The sequence below is a fragment of the Pseudomonas sp. DE0157 genome (assembly GCF_007678615.1).
Taxonomy (GTDB): domain Bacteria; phylum Pseudomonadota; class Gammaproteobacteria; order Pseudomonadales; family Pseudomonadaceae; genus Aquipseudomonas; species Aquipseudomonas parafulva_B.
Genome location: NZ_VEJN01000006.1, coordinates 1 through 13,045 on the forward strand (window position 1 = coordinate 1; position 13,045 = coordinate 13,045).

7 protein-coding genes are annotated in these 13,045 nt (G+C 62.4%); 3 read left to right on the forward strand and 4 right to left on the reverse strand.

All coding sequences use genetic code 11. From position 1 onward, the window contains the following. The first annotated feature begins 463 nt into the window (after positions 1-463). Positions 464-2,782, forward strand: coding sequence for a TonB-dependent siderophore receptor (locus FS777_RS09415; protein WP_228385142.1), 2,319 nt, complete (start codon positions 464-466; stop codon positions 2,780-2,782). Positions 2,783-2,833: 51 nt separating this feature from the next. Here FS777_RS09415 and FS777_RS09420 read toward each other — a convergent pair whose 3' ends face one another. Further along, a complete protein-coding gene (locus FS777_RS09420; RefSeq protein WP_178091257.1) occupies positions 2,834-7,168 on the reverse strand; it encodes an NEL-type E3 ubiquitin ligase domain-containing protein in 4,335 nt (1,444 codons plus the stop codon). Between the two features lie 223 nt (positions 7,169-7,391). Here FS777_RS09420 and nhaA point away from each other — a divergent pair, with 223 nt between their 5' ends. Both nhaA and FS777_RS09430 read left to right on the forward strand, forming a co-directional pair. After that, on the forward strand, positions 7,392-8,726 hold the full coding sequence (nhaA, locus tag FS777_RS09425; protein ID WP_145255213.1) for a Na+/H+ antiporter NhaA: 1,335 nt from the start codon (positions 7,392-7,394) through the stop codon (positions 8,724-8,726). A 157-nt stretch (positions 8,727-8,883) separates the two neighbouring features. Continuing rightward, positions 8,884-9,741, forward strand: coding sequence for an SDR family oxidoreductase (locus tag FS777_RS09430; RefSeq protein WP_078478710.1), 858 nt, complete (start codon positions 8,884-8,886; stop codon positions 9,739-9,741). A 39-nt stretch (positions 9,742-9,780) separates the two neighbouring features. On the opposite strand, the gene FS777_RS21410 is transcribed toward FS777_RS09430, so the two are convergent. The 3 genes from FS777_RS21410 to ercA form a co-directional block, all read right to left on the reverse strand. Continuing rightward, complete coding sequence (locus FS777_RS21410; RefSeq protein WP_167340226.1) at positions 9,781-9,921, reverse strand: hypothetical protein; 141 nt, start codon at positions 9,919-9,921, stop codon at positions 9,781-9,783. Positions 9,922-10,143: 222 nt separating this feature from the next. Beyond that, complete coding sequence (locus FS777_RS09435; RefSeq protein ID WP_078478711.1) at positions 10,144-11,871, reverse strand: NahK/ErcS family hybrid sensor histidine kinase/response regulator; 1,728 nt, start codon at positions 11,869-11,871, stop codon at positions 10,144-10,146. Further along, positions 11,855-13,018 (reverse strand): alcohol dehydrogenase-like regulatory protein ErcA, encoded by a 1,164-nt coding sequence (gene ercA / locus FS777_RS09440; protein ID WP_078478712.1) that lies wholly within the window; start codon positions 13,016-13,018, stop codon positions 11,855-11,857. Before ercA ends, FS777_RS09435 begins: the two co-directional genes overlap by 17 nt. Positions 13,019-13,045 lie beyond the last annotated feature (27 nt).

The following is a 13,045-nucleotide window of genomic DNA, read 5'->3' on the forward strand; positions in this document are numbered from 1 at the left end:
TGCTCCCGGGAGGACCGCGCTGCAGGCCCCATCCTGGGGCCCAGCGCTTGACAGGCATCCATGCCTGTCACCTCCCTCCGCAAGCCCTGCGCTCGGCCTCCTGAAGTCGCGATCTGCGGCGCCTGAGCTACCGCGCGCTTAGAAGCCAAAGCAACAGCAACAGCAACAGCAACAGCAACGGCAACGGCAACGGCAACGGCAACGGCAACGGCAACGGCTAGTTGTATGGGACGATTTTAGTATCGCCCTGGCCATGGCTCATCCTCTGCCAGCCCTGGTGAATCGTCGTGCTCGTTCGTTCATGTAAAAAAGCGGCGGATAAGCCGCGATCACGCCTAGGACGAACGGACACGCCATGACACTTCGCAACCCGTCAATTCCCCTTGCCCAGATGTTACGCCTAACCTTGCTAGGCATTGCTCTCTCGCCCCTTGCTCACCAGCCCGCCCTGGCAGCTGATCAAGTGCAGACGATCTCCTTCGATATCGCCCCCGGCCCGCTCGGCAGCGTACTGGAGGAATACGCCCAGCGCGCCGCCATTTCGGTGTCATTCGCCCGTACAGCCCTCGCCGAACTTCGCTCAAGCGGCCTGCAAGGAAACTATGGCGCATGGGAAGGGCTCGATCATCTGCTGCAAGGCACTGGCCTGCGCCTTGGTCGCGACGCTAACGGTGGCTACCTTGTGCTTGCCCCTGCCCCGGGCACCAGCGGGGCAATGGAACTGACCGCCCTGAGCATTTCCGGCAAGGCCCCCGGTGCCCTCACCGAAGGTTCGGGCGCGTACACCACCGAATCGTCCAGCAGCTCTACGCGCCTGAACCTGTCACTCAAGGAAACCCCACAATCGATCACGGTCCTGACGCGCCAGCGCCTGGACGACCAGAAGCTCGATACCCTCACCGACGCACTGGACGCTACCACCGGCATCACCGTCATTCGCGAAAGCCTTGGGGCCGACAGCACGGCGTACTTGTCCCGGGGCTTTGCCATCCGCAACTTCGAGATCGACGGCGTCCCCACGTCGGCGAACATGGACAACTACACCCAGAACACAGCCATGTACGACCGGGTGGAAATCGTGCGCGGCGCCACAGGCTTGATCAGCGGCATGGGCAACCCATCGGCCACCATCAACCTGATCCGCAAACGCCCCACCGTTGATCCTCAAGTGCAGTTGAGCGCAGAGGCCGGAAGCTGGGACCGCTACGGCCTGGGCGTTGACGTGAGCGGCGCGCTCGATGAAAGCGGCAGGCTGCGTGGCCGCCTGGTGGCCGATCACAAGGACCAGCACGCCTGGATCGACCGCTTTGACCAACAGCTCTCGACCCTGTATGGCATCACCGAACTGGACCTGGGCGACGAGACCCTGCTGACGGTGGGCCTCAGCCATCAGGTCACCCACAGTACCGCCCCCATTCGCACTGGCTTCCCGCTGTTCACCACGGACGGGGCGCGCACGCATTTCTCCCGCTCGTTCAATACCGCGCCAGACTGGAGCTATTACGACCGGCAGCAAAGTACCCTCTTCACCTCGCTAGAACATCAGTTCGCCAACGGCTGGAGCGGCAAGGTGGAGTACAGCCATGCGCGCAACGACTACGACACCGTGATCGCCTACGTCGATGGCGAAATCGACCCAGCAACCGGTGCCGGGGCTACGATCAACCCGACCCGCTGGAAGGCCGCGCCCACCCAGCACAGCCTGGACGCCTACCTCACCGGCACCTTCGATGCCCTGGGGCGCGAGCACGAAGTGATCGGCGGCGTGACCCTGTCACGGACCGAGGAAAGAGGCACATCCAACTTCGGCGGCTGGCAGAGTGCTCGAACGGGCTACGACGACACCATCGACAACATTTTCAACTGGAACGGATCGTCCCCCAAGCCGGTGTTCACCCAAATCGGCACTACCGACATGACCGAAACCCAGTACGCAGGCTACCTGACCTCGCGGCTGCACCTGAGCGATGCCGCCAGGCTGATCCTCGGGGCACGCGTGGTCGACTGGAACAGGGTGAACAAGAGCGCGCTCTATACCGGCTCGCGTCAACGTACCGAGCGAACCGAAAACGGTGTAGTGATCCCCTATGCTGGGCTGGTCTATGACCTGAACGATACCTGGGCTGCCTACGCCAGCTACACGCAAATCTTCAACCCGCAAGGTAACCAGATTCGCGATGTCAAGGGCTCGCCCCTCGACCCGCAAGAAGGCACAGGCTACGAAGTGGGGTTGAAAGCCGATCTGCTCGACAAACGCCTGACCGCAAGCCTGGCCCTGTTCCGGGTGGAGCAGGACAACCTGGCAATCGCCGATGGGCGCTTGCTGCAGCCCAACGGGTTTCAGGCGTATCGCGCCGAGAGCGGCACCACCAGCGAAGGTGTAGAGCTTGAGCTCAATGGTGAGCTGGCCGATGGCTGGCAGGTCATGGCAGGCTATTCCTACAACGTCAGCTTCGATACCAACGACCAGCGCATCGTAACCGAGATTCCGCGCAATAGCGTGAAGCTGTTCACCACGTACCGCCTGCCGGGCGAGCTGGACAAATGGACTGTCGGCGGCGGGATCAACTGGCAAAGCGAAACGGGCTATGCCCTGAGCTACGCCACCACCCAGAGCAGTTATGCGCTGGTCAACCTGATGACGCGCTACCAGGTGACGCCGCAGCTATCAGCCAGCGTGAACGTCAGCAACCTGTTCGACAGACACTACTTGACGACCACGGCAGGCGGGATCTACGGCGCCCCACGCAACGTCATGACGACGCTGCGCTACAACTTCTGAGGCCCATGCCCGTCGGCGGATGAGCGGGCCCGTCAATGACGGGCCGCGTAGTTATGCCAACTCTCCCTCCCAGGGATGCTCCGACAGCAGCCGCAAGGTCAGCGACAGTGTCAGCTGACGCTCGGACGCGCTGCGCTCATCGGCCAGGTTACCCACGGCCTCGAGGATCTGCTGCTCGGTCATACCTTCCTGGCCCTGCAAAAGCCCCTCGAGCCGGACGTGATAGGGCTGGTTCAGCGTCTCGTATTCGCCTGAATACGAAGTTCGCAGAAAATCGATCCAGAACGTGCGCTGCAGCAGCGAGTCTGCAATCCGCGCATTGCTTTCTGCCAGCAGAATGCTGCGCGCGGCGTCACGCAGATGCACATCGTTGACGTCGGAAAATACCCGGTGATACATGTAGCGCGACTGAGCCGGCAGCCCCAACGGCCGGACCAATCCGGCCCGGTACGCTAGGTGTATCTCCACTTCATCGATCAGGCCGTAGGGGTTGGTGGCCCTTTCCCTGGCAATGTGCTGGGCTGCAACGCGGTCCACCTCGTCCAGGCGATAGAGCTCGCGACCAATGCGCACCAGCGCAGGCGCCGTGTCTGTGGCGGCAAGCCCTGCGGTGCGAGTCGTGACCAGTGCACGTACCTCGAACAGGCTAAGCATCAGCAGCATCTGATCAGCACAGGTGCGCGGCCCTGCTGCCTGCTGGAAGACAGCTTCACGGACTTGCGAGTTTTCAACGCAAACCTCGATCAACGCCCAGATGCGCCTGCGCAGATCGATGCCTTGAAAGTGATAATCGTTCGAGCGCCCGAGGTCGTTGAAGAACCGCATCAGGTCATCGCTGCCAGGTTCGTCGGCCAGCGCCTTCCAGTGCTCGGAGCGGAGCACACGCTCCTCAGGGCTGGAGTCAGCCAACCACCGTTCGAGGGATTCCTGCCCGCCAGGGCCATGACGGCGCAGGGGCAAGGCCGTTGCACCCGCATCGCCCAAGGTGCCGCGCAGCTCGGTCTGGGTTGGTTCGGGAACAGGGTTGTCATGCAGGCTGAGCCCGGCCAGCCGCCGGTGGGAGTGAGCAAGGGTTGGGCTCATGTCCGCAATGCGGTTATCGCGAAGATCGATTTCTTCCAAGGCAGGATGCATGTAAACCTCGACCGGCAGCTCAGCCAGGCCCGTGTCACGCAGGTGTAGCCGCTGTAGATCCAGCAGCCGTCCCAAAGGTGGCAGTTGGCCGATCGGGTTGTGCGACAGGTCAAGGGTGCGCAACCGGGTCAATGCACTGAGCCTTGCCAGGCCTGCGTCGTCGATAACGATCTGGTTGCGCGTCAGGCGCAGCTCGGTGAGCTGGGTCAGTGCCTGGACGCCCTCTGGAACACTGCTCAGCAAGTTGTGGCTCAGATCCAGGGTGCGCACATTAGGGAATCGCTCGAGAAACCCCTCGGTGATGTTCGACAAATGGGCGCGGCGCAGCGTCAAGTGCGTAACGTGATCGAATATAGCGTGCGCAGGCAGCACTGGCAGGCTGTCAATGCGTTCGCTGTCGATGACCAGGCGGTACTCGCCGTCGACGTCAGGTCGCTTGCGCCGCCAGCACTGGCGGATGCGACGGGCAATCTGTCGACGGCGCTCGGGCAGCGGTGCCGTAGTCGCTTCCCGGCGCCAGGCAGTCAGATTGTCACCCAGATCCACAAGGCATTGCTGCAAGGTACGCAGGTGATCCCATGGTTGCTGACCCTGCAAACGTACCCGCTCAAGATACACTTCGATGTCCATCTCGCTGAGTGTCGGAAAGATCTGCTGGTAGCCCTGAAGCATGGCTCGCCGCGACCCTTCCGGACGACCACTGAGCGCATAGCCAATGCGACCATCGCCAAGACGCATCGGGGGCCTGGATTTACCGGGCGGCGCCATGCCCAAGAGCTGCGCAGCCTGCACTCGGTCAGCAAAAGCATGGTCTGCAAGCGCATTGGCAAGCTTGGCTGGCGTGGCCGAGACTGCCCCCATATCTGCGCGTTGTGATGGATCAAGGGTGCGCAGAAGTGCGTGAAAAAAACCGTCATCAACGACGGCACCGGGCAGAGCGCGTCCTGTGTGATCGGCTGCCAGATAGCCCTGTTTCGTAAGGATAAGAAAACGCGTCTCAGACGCCGCTGTAGCGCCCACGCTGGCCCGTACGTCGCCGTCTAGCTTCGTCTCGCGCACTTCCACCCTGATTGACGAATCCCAAGGCCAGCTGGCGTCCAGCAAACCCAAAGCCAACTGCTCGGTGTCTCTGTTCACGGCGTTCGTCTGCTCGAAACCGGCGCACGCGCGGTCCAGGCGAGCGTCATGCAAAGCCCATCGGGCTCGCTCGGCCAGCGCAAGCGGGACTTTGTGCTGTTCCAGCAGTTGTTTGCGTTCACCATCGCCGGCAGTGGCGAGCAACTCTCGGCCTGCCCGGGTGGAAAGCGTAGGAAAGTCCCGGTGCAGCGGGCCTGCTGCCCGCTCAGGGACCGTCTGTACAGCCCGCCAGTGAGCTTCGAATGCTTGCCCACGTAGCCGCGCAAACGCGTCATGCAACTCATAGCGCTGCACGGCATCACACAACCGCGCTGGTGCGGGTGCATTTTCCAGGTGCAGGCGTCGCAGGGAGGCTTCGTTCATGCCTACGCTACGCAGTACTGCTCGCGCAGCCGATTGCCCGACCAGAGCAAGATTCGAACCTAGACGTCTCATTAGCACATGCGCTTCATGCCACTCCTGAGGGCGCTCAAGCGCATGTCGCATACCGCCTGTACCATTGTCCTCCAGGCCGATAGTGGGTGCGTGGTCACGCTCGGGATGCTCGATGGCGAGTCGCTGACCACTTGCCTCGAGTCGGTAAGCACTGCTGTCGATACCTACATGGAGGCGGTCATGCAACAGGCCACGCTGCCCCTGTGCCAGGTGCATGTCCGGTACCGCATAACCCGGCAGATCGACGCGGGCCAAGCGGTGTTCGCCGGCGCGCGACAGTACGGGGACGAGTTCATCTATCACACGCTCCCGCGCCACTGCATTCCCGGCCGCCCCAGCCGCTGCGCTCACCCCGATCATGACCACATTCTGCGCCACAGACACCAGGTGACTGAGCGCTGCCTCCCGATCGCCCAGCGTCCAATCATGATAACCCTCGATTACCTCATCGGTGATCTGACGTGCTGCCAGCGCAAGTAATGGCAGCCCGAGTTCCGGTACGAAAAAACTCGCCAGCCCCAGCAAGTCAATGCCCAGTCCGTGGAGGAAATGTGTGCGTCGGTCGCGCGCACTGCTATCTACGGAGCCATTGGGCACGGCCAGCACCTGAGCATTATCAAGTACGGTATCTACTTGCACTTCACGCAGATACCGGATCAAGTCGCCCTGAATGGCTTGGTGTCGCCCGTCCAGTGCGATTGGCTCTTGGGCAGCCGTGCTGGCCAGCAAGTGCTTGAAACCCTTTACAAAGTGCAGTCGGTCGCGCTCTTTGACAAAGCGTTGGAAGAACTGCCGGTAGGCAGGTTCACGCAAACGCATACCCAAGCTGCGGAACAAGTCCGACCACGAAGCAAAGGTAGCGATGGCACCATGCGGATCGTCCGGTACCCACAGAAGCAGGCCCTGCGCCGTGGAGGAGCCGTGATCAGTCTGCGGTTCGAATACCGTGATGCCAGTGATGACCCGACCCAGCAGCCGAAGCTCGCTGAACGTACCCAGCGACTTTTCGCCTTTCCCTTCAACGGCGCCGCTCAGGTAGTCCAGGAGTTGCCCGGCAACGACACCTTGCACACGCGCCAGCTCAGTTGCAGCCAGCAGGCTAGTGCGCCAACCTTCTTCGAGCACGGCGTTAACGTGACGTCGGCGGCTATCGTCGGCGAACAGCACGTGCTTGAGGTGTTGCTGATAAGTAGCGCCCAGATCCAGGGATCGACAGACCCCCGCGAATGCACGGGGACGCAAGGCAATCATATTCCCATCGGCGTCCACCAGGTCCGATTTCGGCAACCAGGCTACTTCAGCAGTCTCACGTCTATCGAAATTATGCAACGCACAGACTAGCAACGGTTGCACCAAGGTCGTCGGGACCACGTGATCAGGCACGGTGCCGAGACCGGATGGGTAACGCACATGCACCGCGCGGCGCAGCTTGGCGGTACGAACGTCTACCGGACGATGCAGAAGTTTCTCCAATGCGGCCTCCAGCAGCGTGCTGGCGAACGTATCGAGCGGCTTTATGCCGGCGAATACGGCTTGAACCTGCTCGCGGGCGCGCTGCTGGGCGCTTAGTGCCTGGTGCAGGATCTTGATCTGCTCAACCGTAGCGCTCGTCATCCAAGGCGGTAATCGATTGGCGATGAATGTATCAACGGAGTCATCGGGGAAGGGCTGGTTGGTCATGTAGCACCTGCACGTAGTAAAACCGAAAGTGAGCCAGCTCCGGCAGCCAGCCCCGAGGTAATTATCTAGAGCCATCGAAACAGCAGCGGTGTTCCACGCAACTGCACGTCCCCTGAAACGGTCATTTGCGCTACAATCGCGCCCGGGTGCTAGCTGCTTGGGGCAGTGACGCAGGTTAAAAAAGCTACGCAGGTCGGGCCGCCATGCGGGAGTCATTGCGCCTATGCAAAACACCAAGGTCCCCAAAGCACAGCAACTGGCCGAGCGTGCGCTGGCCAGCCTCGAACGTTTCCTGCACATCGAAGCCGTCAGTGGTGTGGTACTGCTGATCGCCGCCATCGCCGCCCTGATCTGGGTCAATTCCCCGGCCGCCGCCAGCTACGACGCCCTCTGGCACACACCAATCACGCTGGGTATCGGCTCGCTGGTCTATTCCCAGTCCCTGCATTTCTGGATCAATGATGGCCTGATGACGATCTTCTTCCTGGTGGTCGGGATGGAGATCCGCCGCGAGATCCATGAAGGTGCCCTTTCCAGCCTGCGCCAGGCGTCCTTGCCCATGCTGGCAGCCATGGGTGGGGTAGCCGTGCCTGCCATGGTCTACCTGGGCTTCGGCCATGCGCCTAGCGAGCAGCAAGGCTGGGCGGTGCCGACAGCCACCGATATCGCGTTCGCGGTCGGCGTCTTGGCGCTGCTGGGCAAGTCGATCCCGTCGAACATTCGCGTCTTTCTGCTGGCACTGGCGATCATCGACGACATCATCGCGGTGCTGATCATCGCCGTGTTCTACTCCGGTGGCCTGGACTACCTGGGCTTTGCCGTCGCGGCAGCGGGCCTGCTGCTGGTCCTGATCATGCAGCGCATCGGCGTGGGCTCGGCCTTTGCCTATGTCATCCCAGGCGCGATCACATGGGTGGGTGTGCTGATGACCGGTGCCCACCCTACCCTGGCAGGCGTCGTCCTGGGGCTGATGACCCCCGTCACCAGCCGCCCTATGTGGGAACGTCCTGTAGAGGCCGTATCGCGCCTGAGCGAAGAAGTGGTCGGCCGGGCCAAAGCCGCGACCCAGGACGCCAGCCAATTGCTTACGCCACTCAAGCACCTGCGGGTGGCGCAACGTGAAGTGCTGCCGCCGGTGTTGCGTGTGCAGAGTGCGCTGCACCCTTGGGTGGCATTCGGCATCATGCCGCTGTTCGCCTTGGCCAATGCCGGGGTGAGCCTGTCGGGCGTCAACCTGGACAGCGAAACACCGCGCTGGGTGATGGAGTCGGTGATGGCGGCGTTGGTCATCGGCAAACCGGTAGGCATCGTCGGCATCAGCTGGCTGATGGTGCGCTTGGGGCTCTGCTCGTTGCCGCCAGGGGTCAACTGGAGCGGCATCACCTTGATCGGGCTGCTGGCAGGTATCGGCTTCACCATGTCCATCTTCATTGCCAACCTGGCGTTCGCCAGCCCTGCGGCGCTGGGTGCGGCCAAGTTGGGCGTGCTGGCAGGTTCGGTGGTTGCGGCCTCGCTGGGCCTGGCATGGGGCGCATGGCGCGTGCGCGGTAAACACTGATAGCGTCCAAGCTGTTTCCCCATGCTCAAGCGCATGGGGAAACACGCTGAGGGGTTGCCCACGGCCGCTCGTCGTCCCAATCGTCGATCCAAGTCAACCCAGGGCAACGGGACCTTTCGAACAGGTACGAGCATTCTCAACTGCAGGAGCTTCTACCATGCGCGACTACCCTACCCCACCCTTCCCCTCTCAGCCCCAGACCGTACCCGGCTCCCAGCCGAAAATGGACCCGGTACCGGACTGCGGCGAGCAGACCTACGTCGGCCATGGCCGGCTCGAAGGCAAGAAGGCGCTGATCACCGGCGGCGACAGCGGCATCGGCCGCGCGGTGGCCATCGCCTATGCCCGTGAAGGCGCCGATGTCGCCATCTCCTACCTGGATGAACACGAAGACGCCGAAGAGACCAAGCGCTGGGTGGAGGCAGCCGGGCGCAAGTGCTTACTGCTGCCAGGCGATCTGGCGCAGAAGCAGCAATGCCACGCGATCGTGGAGCAGACCGTTGCCGAGTTCGGCCGCATCGACATTCTGGTGAACAATGCCGCCTTCCAGATGGCCCACGAAACGTTCGAGGAAATCGAGGACGAGGAATGGGTAAAGACCTTCGACACCAACATCACGGCCATCTTCCGCATCTGCAAGGCCGCCCTGCCGTCCATGCCCAAAGGCAGCTCGATCATCAACACCAGCTCGGTCAACTCCGATGATCCGTCTTCATCGCTGCTGGCCTACGCGGCGACCAAAGGCGCCATTGCCAACTTCTCTGCAGGGCTTGCGCAACTGCTGGCCAAAAAAGGCGTGCGCGTCAACAGCGTCGCGCCAGGCCCGATCTGGACGCCGTTGATCCCCGCGACCATGCCCGACGAAGCCGTCAAGAATTTCGGCTCCAGCTACCCCATGGGCCGCCCTGGCCAACCGGTGGAAGTGGCGCCGATCTACGTACTGCTGGGTTCGGACGAAGCCAGCTACATCAGTGGCTCGCGCTATGCGGTCACAGGCGGCAAGCCCATTCTCTGACTGACGCGGGGCTCTGCACGACAGAGCCCCTGCGCCACCTCACGGCATCAGGATCGCCTGGGCGCGGTCGATGGAAGGCACTGGCATACTGTCTCTGCTCACCATGAGCCACTGACGCATGCGAGCAGTGTCGAATATCTGGCCTTCTTCCATCATCGTCAGAATCAATGCCTGGGACATTCGGTAACACCCACACTGGGCGCACTGGCGCTGCTCCCACCCGCCGGCACATTCGATGGACTCTGCTTGTCCTGCGCATATCAGACAGCTCATATAAGCCCCCTTCTTGTTCTTGTTCACCAGAGCGTGGTCCCATGACCTGCCCAACCCGGACATGGCCAACTTTCATGAGATATCCGTGCCAATGCTTAAATTCAGTGAAATGCGCTGCCCGATTGTCGGTTAGGTCAGCAGTTGACTCAGCACCGCGCGCAGTTTCCCGAGTTTGACCGGTTTGTTCAGCACCGGCATGCCCAGCGCCTGCAACGCCTGCCTGCCTTCGTCGCTGCGGTCGGCGGTGATGATGACGGCGGGGATCGTGCACCCGAACTGCTCACGCAACCGCTCCACCACGTCGCACCCCAGAATGCCGTGGTCCAAGTGGTAATCTGCCAGGATCAATTCCGGCGGCTGCCCTTGCAGCGCGTCCAAGGCTGCATGCTGATCGATGGCCGTGACGACCTTGCAGCCCCACTGCCCCAACAGGGCGCCCATGCTGTGCAAGATACTCGCCTCGTTGTCCAGCACCAGTAGCCGCCGCCCCGGCAGGGGATCGCCCATGCTCGGCTGCGGTAGCGCCACTGCCGTGGCCGCTGGCAGACAGCTTGCCATCGGTACCTGAATCGTGAACACCGACCCTCGCCCTGGTCGTGAGCGCACCCGTACCGGATGCTCGAGTATCTTGGCGATGCGCTCGACGATCGCCAGGCCCAGCCCAACCCCCTTGCGCTCGGCTGCCCGGCCCACATCCAACTGGTTGAACTCGAGGAAGATCGACTCCAGGCGATCGTCCGGGATACCGCGCCCGGTATCCCACACCTGCAGTTCGAGGTTAGGGCCACGCCGCCGCGCCGCCAACAGCACGCCGCCCTTTGACGTGTAGCGGCAAGCATTGCTGAGAAAGTTACGCAGGATGCGGGTCATCAGCCGCACATCGGTGCCCATGGCAACGTCGGGAATACGTGATCTGAGCTTGAGGCCTGCGGCTTCGGCCACCGATTCGAACTCGGACACCAGTGGCGCGAACACGGTGCTCAGGTGGTACACGCCGATGTCCGGCTTCACGGCGGCCTGATCAAGTCGCGAGATGTCCAGCAGGTCGGTCAGCAGGTCTTCGGCCCCTTCCAAGGCCTGATGAGTGCGTTCCACCAGCAGTTGTTCGGCCTGCGCCAGCGGCCGCTCGCGCAGGGTCGAAATCAGCAAGCGGGCGGCATTGAGCGGTTGCAGCAGGTCATGGCTGGCCGCCGCCAGGTATTTGTCTTTGCTGCGGTTGGCCAGCTGTGCGGCGTCCCGGGCCTCGCGCAGGGCCCGGGCAATCTGCTTGCGCTCGGTGATCTGCTGATGCAGGTTGCGGTTGGCTTCGAGCAGTTGATCGGTGCGGTCGGCCACCCGCTGCTCAAGCTCATCGTTGAGTTGCTGCAAGTGCTGCTGCGCCAGCTTGCGCTCGGTGATATCGGCCACGAACCCTTCCACCAAGCCTTCATGCCCAGGTTTGCGCAGCAGGTTCATGAGCACGTCGATGTGGCTGCCATCGCGGCGGCGCAGGCGGGTTTCGTAACCGTGCAGGCTATGCTCGCGGGCCAAGGTCGTGGTGATGGCGTGCAGTTCCTGAGCGCCCCCGACGAAAAGGTTGCCGGCAAGGTCGGTCAGCGAAAACAGTACGGCTTGGGGGTCGTCATAGCCCAGCATCCGCGCCAGGGCCGGGTTGGCGGCGCGCATGCCGTCCTGCAGGCTGGCCTGAAAGATTCCGTGAACGGCATTTTCGAACAACCACTTGTAGCGGTTGCGCTCAGCTTCTAGTTCTTCCAGCCGCGCAGCCAGTTCCGGGTAATGACTCTTGCGCGCGGACTGGTCGCCCAGCCCCAGCAGCCCGGCCAGGGCTCGCTGCTGCGCTTCAGAGGGCTTCGCCATAAACAACCTCGACGTCGCGCTGGCTGGAGGCGCGTGGGTTGGTCAGGATGCACGGATCGTCCATCGCGTGCTGCGACAGGAATGGAATATCGCTGGTGCGCACACCGTGCAGCCCAAGGGTTTCATGAAAACCCATGGCGTATTTCAGGGCGGTCAGGTGCTCGACCAGGCGCGCGCAGATCTGCCGGTGGTTCAGGCCCCGGCAATCGATGCCCATCACTTCGGCAATCACCTTGAAGCGCTCGGGCGCCGAACTGTAGTTGAAAGCCACCACATGCTCGACCAGCACGGCGTTGCACAGGCCGTGGGGTAGATCCAGGAAGCCGCCGAGGCTGTGCGACATCGCGTGCACGGCACCGAGAATGGCATTGGAAAAGGCAAGCCCCGCCTGCATGCTGCCCAGCATGACTTTTTCGCGCAGGCTGATGTCGGTCGGATTGGCGATCATCTGCACCAGGTTACCGTTGATCAGGCGCATGGCCTCAAGGGCATGCGGGTCGGTCAAGGGGCCGTGGCCAGTGGAGACGAACGCCTCGATGGCGTGCACCAGGGCATCGATCCCGGTACAGGCCGACAAGAACGGGTCCATGCTCAGGGTGGTCTGTGGATCGATCAACGATACGTCGGGCACCACCGCCTTGCTGACGATGGAGAACTTCATGCGTTCTTGCTGGTTGGAGATGATCACGAACTGCGACACATCCGCCGAGGTGCCGGCCGTGGTCGGGATCAGGATCAGCGGGGGGCTGGGCACGCGGATCATGTCCACGCCCTCGAACTCAAGGATGCTGCGCCCGTGCGCCACCACGATGCCGATGGCCTTGCCGCAGTCCATCGGGCTGCCCCCGCCGACAGCGACGATGACATCGCAATGGTTTTGCCGGTAGATCTCGGCGCCGAGCATCACCTCCTCGACCCGGGGGTTGGGCGACACCGCGCTGTAGAGGCAATAGTCGATGCCCTGGGCTTGCAGGCTGGCCTCGACGTCGGCCACCCACCCGGCAGCGATCACCCCAGGGTCGCTGACCACCAGCACCTTGCGGGCCCCGAAGGTCTTGGCATAGTTGGCCACGTTATGCCGGCAGCCGGCACCGAAGATGATTTCAGGCGAAACGAATTTGCGAAGCGGGCTGAAACTCTGGCTCATGGGCAAGCCTGTTCTTATTGTTCTGGA